Source organism: Paraburkholderia phenoliruptrix (assembly GCF_902859825.1).
Taxonomy (GTDB): domain Bacteria; phylum Pseudomonadota; class Gammaproteobacteria; order Burkholderiales; family Burkholderiaceae; genus Paraburkholderia; species Paraburkholderia phenoliruptrix.
Genome location: NZ_CADIKB010000008.1, coordinates 54486 through 76056, shown reverse-complemented (window position 1 = coordinate 76056; position 21571 = coordinate 54486). Strand labels below are relative to the sequence as shown.

20 protein-coding genes are annotated in these 21571 nt (G+C 63.5%); 5 read left to right on the top strand and 15 right to left on the bottom strand.

The window, feature by feature from the left end:
* Positions 1 to 205 precede the first annotated feature (205 nt).
* Positions 206 to 1456, top strand: coding sequence for an Hsp70 family protein (locus HV711_RS11385; RefSeq protein WP_035479547.1), 1251 nt, complete (start codon positions 206 to 208; stop codon positions 1454 to 1456).
* Positions 1457 to 1571: 115 nt separating this feature from the next.
* Here HV711_RS11385 and HV711_RS11380 read toward each other — a convergent pair whose 3' ends face one another.
* Positions 1572 to 1775 (bottom strand): cold-shock protein, encoded by a 204-nt coding sequence (locus HV711_RS11380; RefSeq protein WP_007180251.1) that lies wholly within the window; start codon positions 1773 to 1775, stop codon positions 1572 to 1574.
* Between the two features lie 428 nt (positions 1776 to 2203).
* Here HV711_RS11380 and HV711_RS11375 point away from each other — a divergent pair, with 428 nt between their 5' ends.
* On the top strand, positions 2204 to 3799 hold the full coding sequence (locus HV711_RS11375) for an APC family permease (RefSeq protein ID WP_035479546.1): 1596 nt from the start codon (positions 2204 to 2206) through the stop codon (positions 3797 to 3799).
* A gap of 136 nt (positions 3800 to 3935) precedes the next feature.
* On the opposite strand, the gene HV711_RS11370 is transcribed toward HV711_RS11375, so the two are convergent.
* The 7 genes from HV711_RS11370 to HV711_RS11340 all read right to left on the bottom strand — a co-directional run bounded on the left by HV711_RS11370 (position 3936) and on the right by HV711_RS11340 (position 10237).
* Positions 3936 to 4721: a DODA-type extradiol aromatic ring-opening family dioxygenase gene (locus tag HV711_RS11370; RefSeq protein WP_035479545.1), complete on the bottom strand. Its 786-nt coding sequence runs from the start codon at positions 4719 to 4721 to the stop codon at positions 3936 to 3938.
* A 141-nt stretch (positions 4722 to 4862) separates the two neighbouring features.
* Positions 4863 to 5462 carry a UbiX family flavin prenyltransferase gene (locus HV711_RS11365; RefSeq protein WP_035479544.1) on the bottom strand — a complete coding sequence of 200 codons (600 nt, stop codon included), beginning with the start codon at positions 5460 to 5462 and terminating at the stop codon, positions 4863 to 4865.
* A gap of 49 nt (positions 5463 to 5511) precedes the next feature.
* Entirely contained in the window at positions 5512 to 5823 is a 312-nt protein-coding gene (grxD, locus tag HV711_RS11360; RefSeq protein WP_013589742.1) for a Grx4 family monothiol glutaredoxin, read from the bottom strand.
* Positions 5824 to 6038: 215 nt separating this feature from the next.
* Positions 6039 to 6926: a peptide chain release factor N(5)-glutamine methyltransferase gene (gene prmC, locus HV711_RS11355; RefSeq protein ID WP_035479543.1), complete on the bottom strand. Its 888-nt coding sequence runs from the start codon at positions 6924 to 6926 to the stop codon at positions 6039 to 6041.
* 6 nt (positions 6927 to 6932) lie between these two features.
* On the bottom strand, positions 6933 to 8015 hold the full coding sequence (prfA, locus tag HV711_RS11350; protein ID WP_015003850.1) for a peptide chain release factor 1: 1083 nt from the start codon (positions 8013 to 8015) through the stop codon (positions 6933 to 6935).
* 125 nt (positions 8016 to 8140) lie between these two features.
* Positions 8141 to 9427 carry a glutamyl-tRNA reductase gene (gene hemA, locus HV711_RS11345; RefSeq protein ID WP_028362340.1) on the bottom strand — a complete coding sequence of 429 codons (1287 nt, stop codon included), beginning with the start codon at positions 9425 to 9427 and terminating at the stop codon, positions 8141 to 8143.
* A gap of 105 nt (positions 9428 to 9532) precedes the next feature.
* A complete protein-coding gene (locus HV711_RS11340; protein WP_028362339.1) occupies positions 9533 to 10237 on the bottom strand; it encodes a response regulator transcription factor in 705 nt (234 codons plus the stop codon).
* A 200-nt stretch (positions 10238 to 10437) separates the two neighbouring features.
* Here HV711_RS11340 and HV711_RS11335 point away from each other — a divergent pair, with 200 nt between their 5' ends.
* The 3 genes from HV711_RS11335 to HV711_RS11325 are packed head-to-tail and all read left to right on the top strand — an operon-like array spanning position 10438 to position 13187.
* Positions 10438 to 10701, top strand: coding sequence for a hypothetical protein (locus HV711_RS11335; RefSeq protein ID WP_035479541.1), 264 nt, complete (start codon positions 10438 to 10440; stop codon positions 10699 to 10701).
* A gap of 19 nt (positions 10702 to 10720) precedes the next feature.
* Entirely contained in the window at positions 10721 to 12535 is a 1815-nt protein-coding gene (locus HV711_RS11330) for an aminopeptidase P family protein (protein WP_035479540.1), read from the top strand.
* Positions 12536 to 12563: 28 nt separating this feature from the next.
* The gene (locus HV711_RS11325) at positions 12564 to 13187 is read left to right on the top strand and encodes an HAD family hydrolase (RefSeq protein ID WP_035479539.1); all 624 of its coding nucleotides are present in this window, start codon (positions 12564 to 12566) and stop codon (positions 13185 to 13187) included.
* An 87-nt stretch (positions 13188 to 13274) separates the two neighbouring features.
* On the opposite strand, the gene HV711_RS11320 is transcribed toward HV711_RS11325, so the two are convergent.
* The 7 genes from HV711_RS11320 to ugpB all read right to left on the bottom strand — a co-directional run bounded on the left by HV711_RS11320 (position 13275) and on the right by ugpB (position 21358).
* Complete coding sequence (locus HV711_RS11320) at positions 13275 to 14399, bottom strand: DUF748 domain-containing protein (RefSeq protein WP_035479537.1); 1125 nt, start codon at positions 14397 to 14399, stop codon at positions 13275 to 13277.
* A 304-nt stretch (positions 14400 to 14703) separates the two neighbouring features.
* On the bottom strand, positions 14704 to 16371 hold the full coding sequence (gene ettA / locus HV711_RS11315) for an energy-dependent translational throttle protein EttA (protein WP_035479534.1): 1668 nt from the start codon (positions 16369 to 16371) through the stop codon (positions 14704 to 14706).
* A gap of 289 nt (positions 16372 to 16660) precedes the next feature.
* Positions 16661 to 16972: a DUF3761 domain-containing protein gene (locus HV711_RS11310; RefSeq protein ID WP_035479532.1), complete on the bottom strand. Its 312-nt coding sequence runs from the start codon at positions 16970 to 16972 to the stop codon at positions 16661 to 16663.
* Between the two features lie 41 nt (positions 16973 to 17013).
* Positions 17014 to 18102 carry a sn-glycerol-3-phosphate import ATP-binding protein UgpC gene (locus HV711_RS11305; protein ID WP_035479530.1) on the bottom strand — a complete coding sequence of 363 codons (1089 nt, stop codon included), beginning with the start codon at positions 18100 to 18102 and terminating at the stop codon, positions 17014 to 17016.
* A 79-nt stretch (positions 18103 to 18181) separates the two neighbouring features.
* On the bottom strand, positions 18182 to 19027 hold the full coding sequence (gene ugpE / locus HV711_RS11300; RefSeq protein WP_013589730.1) for a sn-glycerol-3-phosphate ABC transporter permease UgpE: 846 nt from the start codon (positions 19025 to 19027) through the stop codon (positions 18182 to 18184).
* Positions 19024 to 19908: a sn-glycerol-3-phosphate ABC transporter permease UgpA gene (gene ugpA, locus HV711_RS11295; RefSeq protein ID WP_028362332.1), complete on the bottom strand. Its 885-nt coding sequence runs from the start codon at positions 19906 to 19908 to the stop codon at positions 19024 to 19026. The genes ugpE and ugpA overlap by 4 nt, the downstream gene beginning before the upstream one ends.
* Positions 19909 to 20023: 115 nt before the next feature.
* Positions 20024 to 21358 (bottom strand): sn-glycerol-3-phosphate ABC transporter substrate-binding protein UgpB, encoded by a 1335-nt coding sequence (ugpB, locus tag HV711_RS11290; RefSeq protein ID WP_028362331.1) that lies wholly within the window; start codon positions 21356 to 21358, stop codon positions 20024 to 20026.
* Positions 21359 to 21571: the final 213 nt, after the last annotated feature.

Genomic DNA, 21571 nt, shown 5'->3' with positions numbered 1-21571 from the left:
ACAGCAGTGCGGAGCAATTTGCGTTCCGCCGCGCGTTGCGCGCAAAGCGCGTCGGGCTGCGCGCCGTTTGTGCCTCGGTCGTGCCTGCATTGCACTTTGCTCACGCCCCGCCGGGCTAATTGGCATGTTGATGCTGGTCCGGCTTTCGTGATACAAAGCCGCTCCCCCTACCCGTGCGCGCCAGCCGTGAGCGGCGATTCCTGCCATGACCTATTGCGCGATTGACTTCGGTACTTCCAACTCGGCCGTGGCCGTTCCGGACGGCGCGGCGCTCAGGCTCGCGCCCGTCGAAGGCGCCTACACGACGCTGCCCACCTCGGTCTTCTTCAATACCGACGAAGACACCCGCGAATTCGGGCGCGCGGCGCTCGCGGCGTACATCGACGGTTTCGACGGCCGGCTGATGCGCTCGATGAAAAGCATTCTCGGCTCGCCGCTTGCCGACAATTCGACGGATCTCGGCGACGGCACGGCAATCAAGTACACGGACGTCATCGCGATTTTCCTCGACCATCTGAAGCGTTCGGCGGAAAAAAGCGCGGGGGCGCCGATCGACCGCGCGGTGCTGGGCCGCCCGGTGTTCTTCGTCGACGACGACCCGCGCGCGGATCAGGTGGCGCAAAAGCAGCTGGAAACGGCGGCGCGCGCGGTCGGTTTGCGCGACATTCACTTCCAGTATGAGCCGATTGCGGCCGCTTTCGACTACGAATCGCGCCTGACACGCGAAGGCCTTGTGCTGGTGGCCGACATTGGCGGCGGTACGTCGGACTTTTCGCTGGTGCGCGTGGGGCCCGAACGGATGCAGCGCGTGGAGCGCAAGGACGACGTGCTGGCTCACCACGGCGTGCACGTCGCGGGCACGGATTTCGACCGCCGCGTGGAACTGGCGACGATTCTGCGCGAACTCGGCTATCAATCGCTCGACCCGGAAGGCCGCGAAATCCCGAACCGCGTCTATTTCGACCTTGCGACGTGGCATCTGATCAACACGGTCTATGCGCCCAAGCGTGTCAGCGAACTCGCTTTGATGCGGCACCTCTTCACCGAGGTCAAGCACCACGACCGCCTGATGCGCGTGGTCGAGCGGCGTCTCGGTCACGCGCTGGCGGCGCATGCCGAAGAGGCGAAGATCGGCGTCGCGGCGGGCGGCGAGACGGTGATCGATCTGGACGAAGTGGAAGACGAACTGCGTCTTGCATTCGACGAAGCCCAGTTGATCGAGGCGGGCCAGGAGGAGACGCGGCGCATCGTGGCGGCGGCGCGCGACACCGTGCACGCCGCCGGCGTGTCCGTTCGCGACGTGAGCGCGGTGTACTTTACGGGCGGCTCGACCGGTCTCGCGTTTCTCTCTAACGCATTGGCCGCGACATTTCCCGATGCGCAACCCGTATTCGGCGACCGCCTCGCGAGCGTGGCCACGGGCCTCGGCATTCACGCGCGGCGTGTCTTCACCTGAACGCGAATCACAACTCGCATAGCGCGAAGATAATCGCCTTGTCGCAATGTCGACGGATATAAAAAAACCCCGCCTTGGCGGGGTTTTTTGCGTCCAGAAGGAAGCAGCGTAGCGCTTACACCGGCTTGATGTTAGCAGCTTGCTTGCCCTTCGGGCCCGTCTTCACTTCAAACGTAACCTTTTGGTTTTCTTGCAGCGTCTTGAAGCCTTCCGTGCGGATTTCCGAGAAATGCGCGAACAGATCTTCGCCGCCGCCGTCCGGGGTGATGAAGCCAAAGCCCTTTGCGTCATTGAACCACTTGACGGTACCGGTTTCCATATTACTTGTTCCTAAAAATGGTGAATAAGGCCGAAGCCCATGAGTGCATGAAAATCAAGGAAGGGGGTAATGGGACCAACCGGAGTACCGTTGATGGGCGAACTACGAAAGACCAATTCACTCGCCGCTTGAAATCCTGCCCGAACGTTATACGGCGATTTCGAGAGAAGGTCAACACTCGACCGGCAACTTTACAAAAATTCGCGATAGCGCCCCGAAAAGTTGCTTACAAAGCTTGCGAAGTGGGTAGTTTTTTTGCTAGGGAGAACCCTTAGTTTCGCTGCAGGCGACGGGTGCAACCGTTAAACTACGCGCCCGCGCCGGTTGCACCACAGGGATAACCGCCGCGCATACATGCGCGTCACCCGTTCTCAGCGTCATAAGCGCAGGTCAGGGGGTGCCGACATGGTTCTGAAACAGGAGAAGACGTGAAAAGTTCTATACAACGGAACATCGGGCCGTTCGCACTCATGCTGACCGGCCTGGGTTCGATCATCGGCTCAGGCTGGCTGTTCGGCGCGTGGAAAGCCGCGAAAATCGCGGGTCCGGCGTCGATCTGCGCGTGGATCATCGGCGCAGTCGTGATTCTCGCCATTGCGCTGACCTACGCCGAACTGGGCGCGATGTTCCCGGAGTCGGGCGGCATGGTGCGTTACGCGCGCTATTCGCACGGCGCGCTGGTGGGCTTCATCAGCGCGTGGGCCAACTGGATCGCCATTGTGTCGGTGATTCCCATCGAGGCCGAGGCCTCCATTCAATACATGAGCACCTGGCCGTATGCCTGGGCGCATGCATTATTCGTCGACGAATCATTAACGACAACCGGGTTGCTGCTCTCGGCGGCCCTCGTGATCGTCTACTTTTTGCTGAACTACTGGGGCGTGAAGCTGTTTGCGCGCGCCAACTCGGCCATCACGATCTTCAAGTTCCTGATTCCGGGCGCGACCATCGCCGGCTTGATGGCGAGCAGCTTTCACACGGAAAACTTCGGCCAGGTGAGTACGTTCGCGCCGTACGGCTGGTCGGCCGTGCTGACGGCGGTCGCCACGAGCGGCATCGTGTTCGCGTTCAACGGGTTCCAGAGCCCGATCAACCTCGCCGGCGAAGCGCGTAATCCCGCGAAAAGCGTGCCGTTCGCGGTGATCGGCTCGATTTTACTTGCGCTCGTCATTTATGTGCTGCTGCAGGTCGCGTATATCGGCTCGGTCAATCCGACCGACGTGATGAAGGGCTGGCGCCACTTCAATTTCGCCTCGCCGTTCGCGGAACTGGCGATCGCGCTGAACCTCAACTGGCTGGCCGTTCTGCTGTATGTCGACGCCTTCGTGAGCCCGAGCGGCACCGGCACGACCTACATGGCGACCACCACGCGCATGATCTACGCGATGGAACGCAACAACACGATGCCGAAGATTTTCGGCAGCGTGCATCCGTTCTACGGCGTCCCGCGCCCGGCGATGTGGTTCAACCTGCTGGTCTCGTTCATCTTCCTGTTCTTCTTCCGCGGCTGGAGCTCGCTCGCGGCGGTGATTTCGGTGGCGACCGTGATTTCCTACCTGACGGGCCCGATCAGCCTGATGGCGCTGCGCCGCGCGGCGACGGATCTGGAGCGTCCGCTGCATATTCCCGGCATGCAGGTGATCGCGCCGTTCGCGTTCGTGTGTGCGTCGCTGATCCTGTACTGGGCCAAATGGCCGCTGACGGGCGAAATCATTCTGCTGATGGTTGTCGCGCTGCCGGTCTACTTCTACTTCCAGGCGAAGTCGGGCTTCGGCGGCTGGGGCCGCGACCTGAAGGCGGCATGGTGGCTCGTCGCCTATCTGCCGGTGATGGCGATCCTGTCGCTGATCGGCAGCAAGGAGTTCGGCGGCCATGGCCTGCTGCCATACGGCTGGGACATGCTGGTCGTGATCGCGTTCTCGCTCGTCTTCTATTACTGGGGCGTGCAGAGCGGTTATCGCTCCGAATATCTGGAAGAGCGTCAGACGCACGACGAAGTGCTCGAAGGTATCGGCGCACATTAAACTGCCGCGTTCGCCGGGCGATCGACGTCCCGGCGGCAAGTTGAAAAGTAAAAGCCCGCCTGAGTTCTGCTCAGGCGGGCTTTTTGTTTCTGCTGCGGCATTTGACGGCTCGTTCCGCGGCGGGCGGAGCCGGCGCTCAGGCGCTCCCGAACACGTAGTTCGTCATGGCAAGCGCGCGCTGGTACGTGCCGAGCGACTGGATCGTGAGGGAGTAATCGTCGTCGGCGGCACCGAGCGCGGCGAAGACCGGCAGCAGATGTTCGTCGGTCGGATGCATCAGCACGGCATGCGGCGCCTGGCGGCGATAATCGAGCAGCGCGTCGATGTCGCGCGCGGTCAGCTTTTCTTCGAACCAGTCGGTGAATTCGGCGACGCGCGGATCGGCATCTTCCGGCCGCGCGGAAAAGTCGGCCGCGCGCAGATTGTGGGTGATCTGGCCCGAGCCGATCACCAGCACGCCTTCGTCCTTTAGCGCGCGCAACGCTCGGCCGACGCGGAAATGATGCGCCGCGTCGAGGCGCGGCTGGATCGACAACTGTGCGACGGGTAGGGCCGCGTCGGGGAACATCAGCAGCATCGGCACCCACGCGCCGTGGTCCAGCCCGTGCGGCTGCAGCTCGGCGTGCAGGCCGCCTTCACCGAGCAGCGCGGCAGCGCGGCGCGCGAGATCGGGCGCGCCGCGAGCCGGATACTGGATCTCGTACAGCTGGCGCGGAAAGCCGTAAAAGTCGTGGATAGTCTCGGGTTCAGTCGAGATGCTCGCGACAGGCTGCGCGGTGCCCCAATGCGCCGAGAGCATCAACACCGCCTCGGGGCGCGGCAACTGCGCGCCCAGCGTCGCAAACTCGGCGGACGGCAATGACGGGTCGATCGGCAGCGTCGGCGCGCCGTGGGAAAGAAAAAGCGAAGGTAAGCGGTTCATGGCAGCGGCGCGCCCGCAAGGCGCGATCGGAAGTTCGGTTGCTGCCAATATAATGCCGCACCGCTGTTTGATAAACGGGCGAAAGCAGAATTGATTGTCTTGCGGTAGTTGTTAATGCGGCGCTGGGGTCGCGCCACGCAGTCAATCGTCGGCGCCGCGCAATCCGGTCCACGTCGGCGAGAGCGCCGGCCCAGGCGCAAACAGATCGAGCACGCGGGCGACCGTGTGATCGACCATTTCGTCGATGCTCGCCGGTTGGTTGTAGAAAGCAGGCAAGGGCGGAAAGATCACGCCGCCCATTTCCGTGACCGCCGTCATATTGCGCAGATGCGCGAGGTTCAACGGTGTTTCGCGCACCAGCAGCACGAGCCGGCGGCGCTCCTTGAGCGTGACGTCGGCGGCGCGGGTGATGAGGTTGTCGGAGAAACCGTGCGCGACGCTCGCCAGCGTTTTCATCGAGCAGGGCGCGACGATCATGCCGTCCGTCGCAAAGGAGCCCGATGCGATGCTCGCGCCCACGTCGCGCACCGAATGGACGACATCCGCGAGCGGATGCACGTCTTCCTTGCCTAGCTTGAGTTCGTGCTGGATGTTAAGCCAGCCGGCGTTTGAAATAAGCAGATGACTTTCCACGCCGCCCAGCTTGCGCAGCGTTTCGAGCAGGCGAATGCCGTAAATGGCGCCAGTTGCGCCGGTGATGGCGACAATCAGCCGGCGTGGCGCCGCAGCGCGTGTTTCCATGACTCGCGGCGCCTCAGCGTGTTTCAGGAGCAGCTTTGGGACCGGCGGATCAGGCCGCGGCAAACAGTTGCTGCAGTTCGCCGGATTCGTACATTTCCATCATGATGTCCGAGCCGCCGACGAATTCGCCCTTCACATAAAGCTGCGGAATGGTCGGCCAGTTCGAAAACTGCTTGATGCCCTGGCGGACTTCGTCGTCTTCGAGCACGTTGACGGTCTTGAAGTCGCTGACATTGCAAGCCTTCAGGATCTGTACGGCGCGGCCGGAAAAGCCGCACATCGGAAACTGTGCGCTGCCCTTCATGAAGAGCACGACGTTGTTTTCGTCGACGATTTGCTTGATGCGTTGTTGCGTATCCATGACTGACCTTGCGGTTCCGGTATGTGTAGGGAATAGGCTGAAATGATAGCGGATTTCGCTCGTACCGGCCGACGGCCGCTTTGACCATCCGGTGATTGCGGCTATTGCGGCGGCCCGCTTTGGGCGGCGGCGGCTTGGTATTGGCAGGTATTGGGCGTTGGGCGTTTGGCGTTTGACGTGAGTCGAGCGTCGGTGTGTGGGTTGGCGACGTGAGCTCAGCCGGCAAGCCGCCCGCCGCTGATTCGCTCGATACCTGCCAGATCCCGCTCGGATCTGACATCCGCGAAACCTTGCGCGGTCAGAAGTGTACGCACGGCCTCAGCCTGATCGTAGCCGTGCTCCATCCACAGTATGCCGTGCGAGCTCAGCCGCGCGGGCGCGCCAGCCACGATTGCGCGAATCGCGCTGAGGCCGTCGGCTTCGTCGGTGAGCGCGCCGCGCGGCTCGTAGCGCAGATCGCCCTGCGCCAGATGCGGATCGTCGCTTGCGATATACGGCGGGTTGCTGACGATCACGTCGAAGCACAGGCCGCGATCAAGCGCACCGTACCAGTCGCTTTGCGCGAAGATCACGGCGCCGCCGGGTCGCTTTGCATCGAGCCGGCGCGCGGCATTGCGCGCCGCGACCGCGAGTGCTTCTGCCGAGCGATCCACTGCAGTGACTTGCGCATCCGGCCGCATCGACGCAATGGCCACCGCAATCGCGCCCGTGCCGGTGCCGAGATCCAGCACGCGCGGGCGCGCGAGGTCTTGCATGGCCGTGAGCGCCGTTTCGACCAGCAATTCGGTTTCGGGACGCGGAATCAGCACATGCGGCGTGACCTCGAATTCGAGTCCGAAAAATTCGCGCACGCCGACAATCTGCGCCACCGGTTCACCGGCCACGCGCCGTGCCTGCAACTTCAGATAGCGCTCGACGCAGGCGCCGTCGAGCACTTCGTCCGCGCGTGTGATGAGTTGCGTTTGCCGCCAGCCGAGCACGTGCGTGAGCAGAATCCGCGCTTCGAGCGGCGGCAATGGCGAGGCGCGCAAGAGCGTGGCTGGCGTGCCGGGAGTGGCCGGCGTGGCGGCGCGGTCGCGATCGGCTGGGTCCTGGGCGGTCATTGACGCCTAATCCGCGTCGCCGAGCGAAGCGAGCAACTCGGCTTGATGTTCGCTCACAAGCGCCCCGATCAGTTCGTCCAGATCGCCGTCCATGATCGCATCCAGGCGATACAGCGTCAGATTGATCCGATGGTCTGTCAGACGCCCTTGCGGGAAGTTGTAAGTGCGAATCCGCTCCGACCGGTCGCCGGAGCCGATCAGGCTCTTGCGCGTCGCGGCTTCCTTCGCCTGCTGCTCGTGCGATTGCTTGTCCTTGATGCGGGCCGCGAGCACCTTCAGCGCGCGGTCCTTGTTCTTGTGCTGCGAGCGGTCGTCCTGACATTCGACGACGATGCCCGTCGGCAAGTGCGTGACCCGCACGGCCGAATCTGTCTTGTTGATGTGCTGGCCGCCCGCACCGGACGCGCGGAACGTGTCGATGCGCAAGTCGGCCGGATTGATTTCGACTTCACCGATTTCGTCGGCTTCCGGCATCACCGCGACCGTGCACGCCGACGTGTGAATGCGGCCCTGCGTTTCGGTTGCCGGCACGCGCTGCACGCGGTGGCCGCCGGACTCGAACTTGAGCTTGGAATACGCGGCTTCGCCCGCAATCCGCACGATCACTTCCTTATAGCCGCCCAGGTCCGATTCGCTCGCCGACATCATCTCCACTTGCCAGCGGTTGCGCTCGGCGTAGCGCAGATACATACGCAACAGGTCGCCCGCAAAAAGCGCGGACTCGTCGCCGCCGGTACCCGCGCGGATTTCGAGGAAGATGTTGCGGTCGTCGTTCGGATCTTTCGGCAACAGCATGGTCTGCAGTTCGCCGCCGAGCTGCTCCATTCGGTCACGCGCCGCGCGAATTTCCTCTTCGGCGAAATCGCGCATGGATGCGTCTGTCAGCAGTTCCTGCGCGGTGGCGGCGTCGTGCATGGCCTGGCGCCACAGCGCGTAATGCTCGACCACAGGCCCGAGCTCGGCGTGTTCGCGCGTGAGCTTGCGGTATTGGTCGAGATTCGAGGTGATGTCCTCTCGGCTCAGCAGGTCGTTGAGTTCGGCCAGCCGTGTAGTCAGCTGGTCGAGCTTGTGTTGCATGCTCGTTTTCATCGGGCGGGTATCGGAGCGGGCTCCGGCAAGGACGGCAACCAGAAAAATGGGCGGATGCCCGGGACAGAAGCACGTGGCGGGCCACTGCAGGGCCACGGGCCGGCGGCGCGGCGGCGTGCGCGCCGCTAACGCTCGGTCGAACCGGAGTGTTTGTAGAAGCCGCCCATCAGTTCGATGAGCGTGTCACGGTGTTCGCCGCTCGCGCGGTTGAGCGCGTGGGTGGGGCCGTGAATCAGCTTGTTGGTGAGCGCCTGCGAGAGCGCCTCGATCACCGCGGCCGGATCGTCGCCACGCGCGAGCATTTTCTGCGCGCGTTCGACTTCGGCCCGGCGCAGCACGTCGGCTTGCGTATGCATATGGCGAATGACCGGCACGATGCTGCGCGCGTCGAGCCATTGCATGAAATTCTGCACGCGCGTTTCGATAATCGCTTCGGCTTGCGCCACCGCGGCCTGGCGCGAAGCATTGCCTTCGCGGACGATTGCGCCCAGGTCGTCGACGGTGTACAGGAACACGTCTTCCAGCTTGCCGACTTCCGGTTCGATGTCGCGCGGCACGGCCAGATCGACCATGAAGATCGGCCGATGACGCCGCGCCTTGACCGCGCGCTCGACCGCGCCCAAGCCGATGATCGGCAACGTAGACGCCGTGCACGACACGATGATGTCGAACTCATGCATGCGCGTGGGCAGTTCCGACAGCGGAATGGCGCGCCCATTGAAGCGTTCGGCGAGCCGCATGCCGCGTTCCGCCGTGCGGTTCGCGACCACGAGTTCGCGCGGTTGCTGCGCGGCAAAGTGCGTGGCGCACAACTCGATCATTTCGCCCGCGCCGATGAACAGCACGCGCTGGTTCGACACCTTGTCGAAAATGCGCTGCGCGAGCCGCACGGCTGCTGCGGCCATGGAAACGGACTGTGCGCCGATTTCGGTCGTGGTGCGCACTTCCTTCGCGACGGCAAACGTGCGCTGGAATAACTGGTTCAGATAGGTGCCGAGCGCGCCTGCCTCCGAGGCCGTGCGCACGGCGTCCTTCATTTGTCCGACGATTTGCGTTTCGCCGAGCACCATCGAATCGAGACCGGACGCGACGCGAAATGCGTGGCGCACGGCTTCGGACTGCGGCAGCGCGTAGACGTGCGGCGCGAGCTCTTCGATAGGCAGGTTGTGATACCGCGACAGCCATTGGATCGCGGCTTCGCGCACGGCCGCGTCGTCGGTCGCGCAGTAGAGTTCGGTGCGATTGCAGGTGGAGAGAATCGCCGCTTCGGGCGCCGAGCGGGCCGTGGTGCCGAGCCAGACGCTTTTGAAGGTGTCCAGTGCAGGTTTGATCTGTTCGAGCGGAAACGCCACGCGTTCGCGCAAGGCGACAGGCGCAGTGTGGTGATTGATTCCGATCGTTAGAAGCTGCATGCTGGGGAGCTATGGTTTAGCCTCATATTATAGCGTTTCCACGATTGTTACACCGCGACGCCCGCGCCGTGCCGCTTATGGCGGGCATCAGCGCGGGCATCGGCATCAGGCCGCAGCGGCTTCCACCGGAAAGGCGTCCAGTTGATAGCCGTAGCCATACAGCGGCGCGAGCGAATAGCCGTTTTCAGGACGTAGCTCGAGCTTGGATCGCACGCGCGACGCGTGCGTATCGACCGTGCGCGACTTAACGTCGCGGCGGCGCGCCCACACCGTTTCCATGATGTGCGCGCGCGACACCGGCCGCGACAGATTGCTGAACAGCAGCAGCGCAAAGCGGAATTCCTTCGGCGTGAGCGTGACCGTGCGGTTGCGGAAGGTGACGGCGAAATTGGCGGCGTCGAACGCATAACCGCGGATGACGTCGTGCCGCCGGTTCGGCGGCCGGCGCAGTCCCGCGCGGCGCAGCAGCGCGTCCACGCGCGCGATCGTTTCCGGCCCGCGCACGGGCTTTGTCAGACAGTCGTCGGCGCCCGCGTGCAGTGCCGCGACGATCTGGCTTTCGCGCGGCTCTGACATCATCACGATGACCGGCAGGCTCGGCAGCAGGGCACGCGCACGTGCGATCACGTCTTCCGCAGAATGGTCGCCGGCCCAGTTTTCGGTAATCAGCAGGTCGAAGAATTGGTCCGCAGCCTGGGCGAAAAAAGGCGCGCTGGTGGTGAAGTGCTGACAGACGTGGCCGCCGGCGAAAATCAGCCGGGTGACCAGTTTGGCGTGTCGCGTGTCGGGCTCGATAAGGGCGATTCGCATGCGCGCGTTCCACTTGACCACGGCCAGGAACCAGGCTTTTCCGTAAGGCCTACAGCTTGCCTAACCTCACCCCGACCCCTAAACTCAACCGCTGTGCGGAAAGCGCCGTGCTGATTTTTTGAGAAAGAGACAAAAATGCTAGCTGTCGTCGAGCCTCGCGCCCATGAGACAAATCCGAAACTGCGCGAGATCACTCGCTGATGGGTTGGCCCGGAATCGTCGTGCTGGGAGCCGCAATCGGCTTCGTGGGTTGGTGGCTGCATCCGCTGCGTCGCGTGAATCACTCGAACCGCGCCCGCTTATGGGTCGCGCTCGTGAGCGGCGTGCTGGGCGCGAGCGTCGCGCACATGGCCGGCAATGTGGTGGGACTTTTTCATGACGGTGAATTGCTCGAATGGCCCGTATGCACGGCCGTCGCGATGATCGCCGTTGCCGTGACGGTCGGCTTGCTTTCCCGTCGTTGAATCTTTGCAGGTGACTTCCATGAATGCCCGACTTCCCCAAACCTCCTCCATTCCCGAACGGCTTGCCAACTTGCGCAGCGCCATGGCGCGCGAAGGCGTCGCGGCTTACCTTGTGCCGTCCGCGGATCCGCATCTGTCCGAATATCTGCCGGGGCGCTGGCAAGGGCGGGAGTGGCTTTCCGGTTTCACCGGCTCGGCGGGCACGCTCGTCGTCACGGCCGATTTCGCAGGCGTGTGGACCGACAGCCGCTATTGGGAGCAGGCCAACGCGCAGCTGGCCGGCAGCGGCGTCCAGCTCATGAAGATGACCGGCGGCCAGCAAACCGCACCGCATTTCGATTGGCTCGCTGAAAACGTGGCGCCCGGCGGTACCGTCGGCGTGGACGGCGCCGTGCTCGGTGTGGCGGCGGCGCGGGCGCTGACGCAGGCGCTCACGGCGCGCGGCGTGAAGCTGCGCACCGACGTCGATCTGTTCGACGGCATCTGGCCGCAGCGCCCGTCGCTGCCCGATGCCGCGGTGTTCGAGCACGCCGCGCCGCATGCGAGCGTCGCGCGTGCCGAGAAGCTCGCGCAGATCCGCCGCGTCATGGCGGAAAAGGGCGCGCAGTGGCACTTCATTTCCACGCTCGACGACCTCGCGTGGCTTTTCAATCTGCGCGGCGCCGACGTGAGCTTTAACCCGGTTTTCGTCGCGCACGCGCTGGTCGGCCAAGACCACGCGTCGCTTTTCATTGCAGACGGCAAGGTGCCGCCCGCGCTCGCCGAGGCGCTCGCGCGCGACGGCGTCAATGTCGAGCCGTATGCAAAAGCGGCGGATGCGCTCGCCGCGCTGCCCGCGGGCTGCACGCTGCTGATCGACCCGCGCCGTATCACGTACGGCTCGCTGCAGTCGGTGCCGTCGACGGTGAAAGTGGTCGAGGCGGTCAATCCGTCCACGTTCCTCAAGTCCCGCAAGACCGAAGCTGAAGCGCAGCACGTGCGCGAGACCATGGAGCAGGACGGCGCGGCGCTTGCCGAATTCTTCGCGTGGTTCGAAGGCGCGCTCGGCCGCGAGACCATCACCGAGCTGACTATCGACGAACGTCTGACGGCCGCGCGTGCGCGCCGGCCGGGTTTCGTGTCGCTGAGCTTTGCGACCATCGCGGGCTTCAACGCGAATGGCGCCATGCCGCACTATCGCGCGACCCAGGAATCGCATTCGGTGATCGAGGGCAACGGCCTGTTGCTGATCGACTCGGGCGCGCAGTATCTGAGCGGCACGACCGACATCACGCGCGTGGTGCCGATCGGCACGATCAGCGACGAGCAGCGGCGCGACTTCACCATCGTGCTGAAAGGCACCCTGGCGCTGTCGCGCGCGCAGTTTCCGCGCGGCATCCGCTCGCCGATGCTCGACGCGATCGCCCGCGCGCCGATCTGGGAAGCCGGCGCCGACTACGGCCACGGCACGGGCCACGGAGTCGGCTACTTCCTCAACGTGCACGAAGGCCCGCAAGTCATCTCGCACTACGCGCCGGCGGAACCCTGGACGGCCATGGAAGAAGGCATGATCACGTCGGTCGAACCGGGCATCTATCGGCCGGGCAAGTGGGGCGTGCGCATCGAGAATCTGGTGCTGAATGTGCCCGCGGGCCAGACCGAATTCGGTGACTTCCTGAAGTTCGAGACGCTCACGCTCTGTCCAATCGACACGCGCTGCCTCGACCTGGCGCTGCTGCGCGACGACGAACGCGCGTGGCTCAACGACTATCATCAGACGGTTCGCACGCGCCTCTCGCCGTATGTTTCCGGCGACGCGAAGGCGTGGCTGGAACTGCGCACGCAGCCAATCTGAGCCGTAACCACCTCGCGACGGAGAGCGCATGCGCATCAAGGCAGTCGTGTTCGACTTCGGCGGCGTGCTGATCGACTGGAATCCCGAGTACCTCTATCGGCAACTGATTCCGGACGAGGCCGAGCGCCGCTGGTTCCTCACGCACGTCTGCTCGATGGATTGGGTGGTGCGTCAGGACGGCGGCCAGCCGATCGTCGAGGCGACGGCGGAACGGGTCGCGCAGTTTCCCGACCACGAAGCGCTGATCCGCGCGTTCTACGAGCGCTGGCACGAAATGGTGGCCGGCGTGCTGGACGACGGCGTCGCGATCATGGAAAAGCTCGAAGCCGCCGAGGTGCCGCTCTTCGGGCTGACGAACTGGTCGGCGGAGACGTTTCCGTATGCATGGGAACACTACCCGGTGCTGCGGCGTTTCAGGGACATCATCGTGTCCGGGCGAGTGGGTCTCGTGAAGCCCGATCCGGCGATTTTCGCGGCCATGCGCGAGCGGATCAATGTGCAACTGCCGGGCATCGAGCCGACCGAGCTTGTCTTTATCGACGACAACCCGAAGAACGCGGCCGCCGCCACCGCGCTCGGCTGGCACGGAGTACATCACACCAGCGCAGCGCAAACCGAAGCGCGCTTGCGCGAATTGGGTTTGCCGGTCTGACGGGCCGCGCGTCGCGCAACTCGCGCACGCGGCAGGCGTAAGCCATAGCGACGCGCTGCTTCGAGCGCTTGCGCGGTCGGCTTACGATCACTGCCCCAGTAAGTTCTTCAAGGCGTTCCCCAAGCCTTTGACGGTTTCGCCCGCGCCTTTCGCCACACCTTCCACGCTGACGCCCAGCGCTTTCGCGAAGCCCTCGGCGATGCGCGTCGTCAGCCGTTCCTGCACCGAAAACTTCGGATCCCGCAAATTGCCGTCGAGCACGAAGTGCAGCGTGATGTCGCCGTTATGCGTCTTCAGCGCGGCGACTGCGGCCTTGGTCGGAATGGACAGGAACGTGTCCAGCGGATTGCCGTTGTCCGCGAGCTGCAGGTTGTGGACCGTTATCGTGCCCGGGGCGTGCAGCTGATAGTTGCGCACCGTCGACTGAATGCTCATGTCGACCGTGCCGCCCGTCACTTGTGCTCTCGCGCCGGTCTTCTTCACGAGATAGGGATCGAGAATGGCGACGTCGACGCCGCGCAGCGTGCTCGTCGTCTGCGAGTCCTTACTCGCGATTCGGATCCATCCGCTGAACGTGACCGTGCCGGTGTGCGACGGTCCTTTGATCGAGCCTTTGACGTCCACGCGGGTCGGCTCCGTGAGCTCGGGCAAATGAATGTTGTCGACAGTCGCGTTGGCGTCGCTCACCGTCACCTTGTAGGCGGGCGGCCCGACGGTCATGTCGTAGAAATGGAAGCGGCCCTGTTCGAAGCTGATGTGATCGACCTGCTTCTCGCGCGGCGTCGAACTCGCCGACGCGCCGCGCGCCTCGTCGTTGGTGCTGTTAACGGACTGGCGCAGATTTGGCAGCAAACGGAGCGTGCCGTTTTGCGTGCGCAGCACGGCCATGTCGAAACCGCGCACCACCACGCTGCGGATATGCATGCGGTGCGCGAGCAGATCGCGGATGTCCGGCGTGAGCGTGATGTCTTCCGCTTTCAAGGGATCGCCGGCGGGCCAGCCGGGCGGCGGCTTCAGCAGTACATGGGTGAGATGAACCGAGGTAAGCCCGACGTCGATACTTTGCGCGCTGCCCAGAGGCCCGAGCGCGGCCACCACGCGCGCTTTTACTTCGCGCTGCGCGTATTGCAGCAGGCCGAATGCAATGACGACGAGCACCACCAGCACGCTGCCCGCGGCAACGATCCAGCGTTGGCTCTTCGACATCGCCATGCTTCTCTCCTCGTTGCCGCGATGCGCGGCCAGGCCGTGATGAGTGCGCGCCGCCCTCGCGCGCCGCGGGGACGACATATAGCACGCGCAGGCGAGCAATGCGTGTGCCGTGTCGCGATGCCGCCGACGTCTGGCGGTTGCGGATGGTATGGAGTGGCTGCGAAGAACTGGCGGACGTGCCGCGAGGCTGCGGCAATCGTGCGGGAAGCGTGCGGCAATCGCGCCGGAAGCTGAAGAGCAGAGGCGTGAATGCCAGGCAGCCCGCCCGTGTTTCTACGGGCAGGCCGCTGCCGGACCGGCGAACTTAACGCGTGATCGGCTTGTAGCGCAGACGCTTCGGACGCGCTGCTTCTTCGCCGAGACGTGCGCGCTTGTCGGCTTCGTACTCCTGGTAATTGCCGTCGAAGAACGTGACTTGCGAATCGCCTTCGAACGCCAGAATGTGCGTCGCGATCCGGTCGAGGAACCAGCGATCGTGCGAGATCACCATCACCGAGCCGGCGAATTCGAGCAGCGCGTCTTCGAGCGCGCGCAGCGTTTCGACGTCGAGGTCGTTCGACGGTTCGTCGAGCAGCAGCACGTTGCCGCCGGCAATGAGCGTTTTGGCCAGATGCAGACGGCCGCGCTCGCCGCCCGACAGGTTGCCGACGATCTTCTGCTGGTCGCCGCCCTTGAAGTTGAAGCGGCCAATGTACGCGCGCGACGGCGTCTCGTACTTGCCGACCGTCAGCACGTCCGCGCCGCCGGAAATCTCCTCGAACACGGTCTTCGACGGATCCAGCGCGTCGCGGCTTTGATCGACGTAAGCGAGCTTCACGGTCGGCCCCATCACGATTTCGCCCGAGTCCGGCTGTTCGCGGCCCGTCAGCATGCGGAACAGCGTGGACTTACCCGCGCCGTTCGGACCGATGATGCCGACAATCGCGCCCGCCGGAACTTTGAAGCTGACGTTGTCGAGCAGCAGCCGGTCGCCATACGATTTGCTGACGTTCTTGAACTCGATCACCTCATTGCCGAGGCGGTCGCCGACCGGAATGAAGATTTCCTGCGTTTCGTTGCGCTTCTGGTAGTCCTGGCTGTTCAGTTCCTCGAAGCGGGCAATACGCGCCTTCGACTTCGCCTGGCGGCCCTTCGGGTTCTGGCGCACCCATTCCAGCTCCTTCTTGATCGCCTTCTGACGCGCCGATTCGGATGCTTCTTCCTGCTTCAGGCGCTCTTCCTTCTGATCGAGCCAGCTGCTGTAGTTGCCCTTCCACGGAATGCCATGGCCGCGGTCGAGTTCGAGAATCCAGTCGGCCGCGTTATCGAGGAAGTAGCGGTCGTGCGTGACGGCGACCACCGTGCCGGGGAAGCGCGTGAGGAACTGTTCGAGCCAGTCGACCGATTCCGCGTCGAGGTGGTTGGTCGGCTCGTCGAGCAGCAGCATGTCGGGCTTTTCGAGCAGCAGCTTGCACAACGCAACGCGGCGCTTTTCGCCGCCCGACAGATGCTCGATCTTCGCGTCCCATGCGGGCAGGCGCAGCGCGTCGGCGGCGATTTCGATCTGCTGTTCGGCGCTGCCGCCGTCCGACGTCGCGAGAATCGCTTCGTATTTGGCCTGCTCGGCGGCGAGCGCGTCGAAATCCGCGTCAGGCTCCGCGTACGCCGCATAGATTTCGTCGAGCTTTTTCTGCGCGTTGAACACGTCGCCGAGACCTTCTTCGACGGTTTCGCGCACCGTCTTGTTCGGGTCGAGCTGCGGCTCCTGCGGCAGATAGCCGATGTTCAGATTGGGCATCGGCGTGGCTTCGCCTTCGATGTCCTTGTCCACACCGGCCATGATGCGGATCAGCGTGGATTTGCCCGAGCCGTTCAGGCCGAGCAGACCGATCTTCGCGCCGGGGAAAAACGACAGCGAGATGTCTTTCAGGATTTGACGCTTGGGCGGCACGATCTTGCCGACCCGGTTCATGGTGAAGACGTATTGGGCCATTTGCTTGTGTGCTTGATAGACGTTGACGACGCCGGCCGCGCGGGGGCGGGCAGTCGTGGGTGGATAGGTAATCGGTGTCATGCCGGGGCGAAGCGCCCGGCGTCGGCCGGCGCGGCGTCGGGCGCGGTGTCAGCGCGACGACGCCCATGCGGGCCGTGTGCAGATGGCATTGTACTTCGGCGGGAGCGCGCGACGGCAGAGGGGACTGCCGGCGGCTTGCGCCGGTTTGCCTGCGCTCGCTTGATTGTGCTCGTCTGTTGGTGCTCGCCTGTTCGTGCCTTAGCGGCGCTTACAGCCAATCGGCGACGCCGCCGTGCCGCGAGCAGGTGCCGCCGTGGTGCCGGCTGAAGCTGTAGCTGCCGTCGCGGCAACGGGCGGTCGCGCCGTTGGGCGCCTTGCCCGACAGCGAGCGGGCCGGCGCATGCACGGTGTTGCCGTCGCGATTTCTGTAGGTGTTGTGATTGCTGAGGTCGGCTTCGTCCGGCGTCGTGCCGGGCGCCACATACGCGAATGCCGGCGAGATGCCGATCGACAGCTTCAGCAGCAATGCCGCTGCAACGGATGCGCCGCGGCGCGCGCTTTTCAGGCCATGAGCTCGCATGTCGTCCCGGCGTAGTGGTTCATCGGTTCTCGAAGCGCAGGTCAGTTCACGCGCCGGCCGCTCACCGTATCGAAGAAATGCAGATGGCGGGCGGGCAGCGCGACCTGCAACGCCTCGCCGCCCGCGGGCCGGTGCGCATGCGGCAAACGCACGGTTACATCATGCCGACCCCAGCGTCCGTGCGCGAGATTGTCCGCGCCGAGCAGTTCGCAGGAATCGACGGTGAGGCTTGCGTGCGGCGCATCCGCTTGCCCCGGACTCATGTGCTCGGGACGAATGCCGAGCGTGTACTCGCGCCCCTTCGCGACTTCGCGGCCCATCGACGGCACGCCCGCTAGCGGCAGCTGGGGACCGTTGCCGGCCACGTCGAAAGTGGAGCCGTCGTCGGATACGCGCCCTTCCAGCAGATTCATTCCCGGCGAGCCGATGAAACCCGCCACGAACACCGTGGCCGGCCGCTCGTAGACTTCGGTCGGCGCGCCGATCTGCTCTGCGTGACCCTTGTTCATCACGATCACGCGTTGGGCCAGTGTCATCGCTTCGATCTGGTCGTGCGTCACATACAGGCTTGTTGTGGCGAGGCGCGCATGCAGACGCTGAATTTCGAGCCGCATCTGCACGCGCAGACGCGCGTCGAGATTCGACAGCGGTTCGTCGAACAGAAACACGGCCGGTTCACGCACAATCGCGCGGCCCATCGCGACGCGCTGACGCTGACCGCCCGACAATTCGCGCGGCTTGCGCTGCAACAGCGCTTCCAGTTCGAGAATCTGCGCGGCGGCCTTCACGCGCTCTGCGATCTGCGCCCGGTCGACGCCCGCGATTTTCAGCGCGTAGCCCATGTTTTCCGCGACGCTCATGTGCGGATAGAGCGCGTAGTTCTGAAACACCATCGCGATGTTGCGGTCTTTCGGCTCGAGCTCGTTCACCACTTTGCCCGCGATCAAAATGCTGCCCTCGGAAATCCGCTCGAGTCCCGCCACCATCCGCAGCAAAGTGGATTTGCCGCATCCAGACGGACCGACCATGACGACGAACTCGCCGTCGTTCACATCGACGTCGATGCCGTGCAACACGAATTGTTTGCCGTCGTAGGTTTTTTTAACGCCTTGCAGTGTGAGTGCAGCCATGCGGTTTTAGCCCTTCGTTTGCGAGTCTTCGTTTGCGTGCTTTTCTGCGAGTTTCTTGATGCGGTCCACGCCGCGCGGATCACTTCTCGGCATCCACGAGTCCACGCACGAACCAGCGCTGCATGGCGAGCACGACGGCGAGCGGCGGCAGCATCGCGAGCAAGGTGGCCGTCATGACCAGATGCCATTCCGTGGCCGTATCGCCCGAGGCGATCATGCTCTTGATGCCGACCACGGCGGTCGTGAGCGACTGCTGGCTCGTAATGAGAATCGGCCACAAATACTGATTCCAGCCGTAAATGAAGGTGATCACGAAGAGCGCCGCCATGTTCGTCTTCGACAACGGCAGCACGACGTCCCAGAAAAAACGCATCGCGCCCGCACCGTCGATGCGCGCCGCTTCCATCAATTCGTCCGGCAGTGTCATGAAAAACTGGCGGAACAGGAACGTCGCCGTGGCCGACGCGATCAGCGGCAGCGTCAGACCGCTGTACGTGTTGCTCAGATGCATCGACGACACGACTTGCACGGTCGGGAAGATGCGCACTTCGACCGGCAGCATCAGCGTGATGAAGATGAGCCAGAACGACAGATTGCGAAACGGAAAGCGGAAAAACACGATCGCGTAAGCCGAGATCATCGACACCGCGATCTTGCCGATGGCAATGACGAGTGCCATCACGAGGCTATTGAACAGCATGCGGCCGAAGGGCGCTGCCGCGTTGCCGCTGCCGTGCGCCCACACGGTCGCGATGTTGTCGAACAGATGCGAGCTCGGCACGAGTGAGAGCGGCACGGTGAACACTTCGTGCTCGCTCATGGTCGCTGCGCAGAACGCGACGTACACCGGAAACACCACGAGCACGACGCCGAGAATCAGCACCGCGTGGCAGAAGAGGTCGAAACCGCGGCGGTTCTCGATCATGAGTATTGAACCTTGCGTTCGATGAAGCGGAATTGCACGACCGTCAGCGCGACGACGATCACCATCAGAACCACGGATTGCGCGCCCGAGCTGCCGATATCGAGTCCCTGGAAGCCTTCGGCGAAAATCTTGTAGATGAGCGTACGGGTCGATTGGGCGGGGCCGCCGCCCGTTGCTGCGTCGATCACGGGGAAGGTGTCGAAGAACGCGTAGGTGATATTGATGACGAGCAGAAAGAAACTGGTGGGCGACAGCAGCGGCAGCGCGATGCCGAAGAAGCGCCGCACGGGGCCGGCGCCGTCGATTGCCGCGGCTTCTATCAGCGAACGCGGAATGGCCTGCAAGCCTGCATAGAAAAACAGGAAGTTGTAGCTGACCTGCTTCCACACCGAGGCGAGCACCACGAGAAACATCGCCTGCCCAGCGTTCAGGGCGTGATTCCACACAATGCCGTACTTGGCGAGCGCAAAGGTGACGAGGCCGATGCTCGGGTTAAAGAGAAACGACCACAACACGGCGGCGATGGCCGGCGCGACCGCATACGGCCAGATCAACAGTGTCTGATACGCCTTTGCGCCGCGCGTCACGCGGTCGGCGCAAACGGCGAGCAACAGCGAAATCACGAGGCCCGACGCGGTGACGAATGCACAGAAAATGATCGTCGTATTGAACGACGACAGATACAGCGGATCGGCGAAAAGCTGCCTGAAGTTCGCGAGCCCGACAAATTCACTCGACGTGCCGAACGCGTCCTGGCTTTGCGTGGATTGCCACAGTGCTTCGCCGGCGGGCCACAGAAAGAACAGCGCCGTGATCAGAAGTTGCGGCGCGACGAGCAGATAGGGCAGCAGGCTGGTGCCGAAGCGGGAGCGCTTTTCCATCGACGAATCTCAAGAGGGTGGCTGCGGGCGGGCTCCGGCGCGAGTGCGCCGGAAACCTGCCGATTTGCGCTTGCTGATGCGATTGGTGAGGCGATTGCTGAGGCTTATGCGGCGATCAGCTGCCGGCTTTCTCGAAGCGGCGCAGCAATTCGTCGCCGCGCGAGACCGCCGAGTCGAGCGCCTGTTGCGGCGTCTTCTTGTCGGCCCACACCTGCTCGAGTTCTTCGTCGATGATGGTGCGGATCTGCGGCATGTTGCCAAGGCGCAGGCCCTTCGTGTACGGCAGAGGCGGCTTGTTGAGCATCTGCTTGATGGCGGTGTCGCTGCCCGGGTTCTTCTCGTAGAAGCCCTGTTGCTGGGTCAGCTGATACGCGGCGGTCGTGACCGGCAGATAGCCCGTGTCCTGATGCCACTTCGCGGCGACTTCCGGCGAGCTCAGGTACGACAGGAATTTCGCCACGCCTTTGTAGACAGCCGGATCCTTGCCCGACAGCACCCACAAGCTCGCCCCGCCGATGATGGCGTTCTGCGGCGCGCCCTTCACGTTGGCGTCGTAAGGCATCATGCCGGTGCCGAAGTTAAACTTCGCATACTTCTTGATGGTGGCGAGCGAGCCCGACGAGTTCGTGATGATTCCGCAGTCGCCGCTATAGAACTTCGAGACCGGCTCGTCCTTGCGGCCTACATAGGTGAACGTGCCGTCTTTCTGCATGTTCTGCAGGAACTGGATGTGCGCGACCTGCAGCGGCTTGTTGAATTCGAGCTGCGCGTCGGCGCCGTCGAAACCATTGTTCTTCGACGCGAACGGCGCGCCGTGCCACGCGCTGTAGTTCTCCAACTGGATCCAGCTCTGCCAGCCCGACGAGTAGCCGCAAGCCATGCCGGACGCTTTCAGCTTCTGCGCGTCGGTTTGCAGTTCGGCCCAGGTTTTAGGCGGCTGGTTCGGATCGAGGCCGGCTTTCTTGAATGCGTCCTTGTTGTAGTACAGAACCGGCGTCGAGCTGTTGAACGGCATGGAGATGAGATGGCCGGTTTTCGCGTCGCTGTAGTAGCTCGCAATGGTCGGCACGAACGCTTTTTCGTCGAGCGGCAGGCCGGCTTGCTTGAACACGTCCGATACCGGAACCACGGCTTTTTTCGCCTGCATCATGGTCGCGGTGCCGACCTCATAGACCTGCAGGATGGCCGGCGCGTTGCCGCTGCGATAAGCGGCGATGCCCGCTGCCAGCGTCTGGTCGTAGGTGCCCTTGAACACGGGCACGATCTTGTAGTCGGACTGCGACGCGTTGAACGCGTTGGCGATGTCGTTCAGACGCTCGCCGAGCGCGGCTTCCATGGCGTGCCAGAACTGGATTTCAGTGGCGGCCCGAGCCGTCTGGCTCATGCCGAGAGTGCCGACACTCAGCACGGCGGCAACGGAAAGCGAACGGAACAGCGGCTTCAAACTCATCGATTTGTCTCCTGACGGAAGGTGCGCGAATGCGAATCGCGCGATTCTATTTGTATTCGATGACAGTCCGGCGTCGCCGCCGGGCCGGCGCTTTTTTACGCCTTTGACGGGCGCCGGATGTCGCAATTTAACATCGCATGTCACGAAACTGAAATAGAGGGCTTCGGCAATGAAAAATGTCCGCTGTCAAGTCTTTTGTGAGGTCATGCAGCG

Bases quoted from the DNA above. Each gene is read 5' to 3' on its own strand.
- hemA (WP_028362340.1), bottom strand. From the start codon at position 9,427: ATGCAGCTTCTAACGATCGGAATCAATCACCACACTGCGCCTGTCGCC.
- HV711_RS11365 (WP_035479544.1), bottom strand. From the start codon at position 5,462: ATGGAAACACGCGCTGCGGCGCCACGCCGGCTGATTGTCGCCATCACC.
- grxD (WP_013589742.1), bottom strand. From the start codon at position 5,823: ATGGATACGCAACAACGCATCAAGCAAATCGTCGACGAAAACAACGTC.
- HV711_RS11340 (WP_028362339.1), bottom strand. From the start codon at position 10,237: ATGCGAATCGCCCTTATCGAGCCCGACACGCGACACGCCAAACTGGTC.
- HV711_RS11310 (WP_035479532.1), bottom strand. From the start codon at position 16,972: ATGCGAGCTCATGGCCTGAAAAGCGCGCGCCGCGGCGCATCCGTTGCA.
- ettA (WP_035479534.1), bottom strand. From the start codon at position 16,371: ATGGCCCAATACGTCTTCACCATGAACCGGGTCGGCAAGATCGTGCCG.
- HV711_RS11380 (WP_007180251.1), bottom strand. From the start codon at position 1,775: ATGGAAACCGGTACCGTCAAGTGGTTCAATGACGCAAAGGGCTTTGGC.
- prfA (WP_015003850.1), bottom strand. From the start codon at position 8,015: ATGAAAACGAGCATGCAACACAAGCTCGACCAGCTGACTACACGGCTG.
- HV711_RS11320 (WP_035479537.1), bottom strand. From the start codon at position 14,399: ATGGCGATGTCGAAGAGCCAACGCTGGATCGTTGCCGCGGGCAGCGTG.
- HV711_RS11330 (WP_035479540.1), top strand. From the start codon at position 10,721: ATGAATGCCCGACTTCCCCAAACCTCCTCCATTCCCGAACGGCTTGCC.
- HV711_RS11370 (WP_035479545.1), bottom strand. From the start codon at position 4,721: ATGAACCGCTTACCTTCGCTTTTTCTTTCCCACGGCGCGCCGACGCTG.
- ugpA (WP_028362332.1), bottom strand. From the start codon at position 19,908: ATGGAAAAGCGCTCCCGCTTCGGCACCAGCCTGCTGCCCTATCTGCTC.
- ugpB (WP_028362331.1), bottom strand. From the start codon at position 21,358: ATGAGTTTGAAGCCGCTGTTCCGTTCGCTTTCCGTTGCCGCCGTGCTG.
- prmC (WP_035479543.1), bottom strand. From the start codon at position 6,926: ATGACCGCCCAGGACCCAGCCGATCGCGACCGCGCCGCCACGCCGGCC.
- HV711_RS11335 (WP_035479541.1), top strand. From the start codon at position 10,438: ATGGGTTGGCCCGGAATCGTCGTGCTGGGAGCCGCAATCGGCTTCGTG.
- ugpE (WP_013589730.1), bottom strand. From the start codon at position 19,027: ATGATCGAGAACCGCCGCGGTTTCGACCTCTTCTGCCACGCGGTGCTG.
- HV711_RS11305 (WP_035479530.1), bottom strand. From the start codon at position 18,102: ATGGCTGCACTCACACTGCAAGGCGTTAAAAAAACCTACGACGGCAAA.
- HV711_RS11385 (WP_035479547.1), top strand. From the start codon at position 206: ATGACCTATTGCGCGATTGACTTCGGTACTTCCAACTCGGCCGTGGCC.
- HV711_RS11325 (WP_035479539.1), top strand. From the start codon at position 12,564: ATGCGCATCAAGGCAGTCGTGTTCGACTTCGGCGGCGTGCTGATCGAC.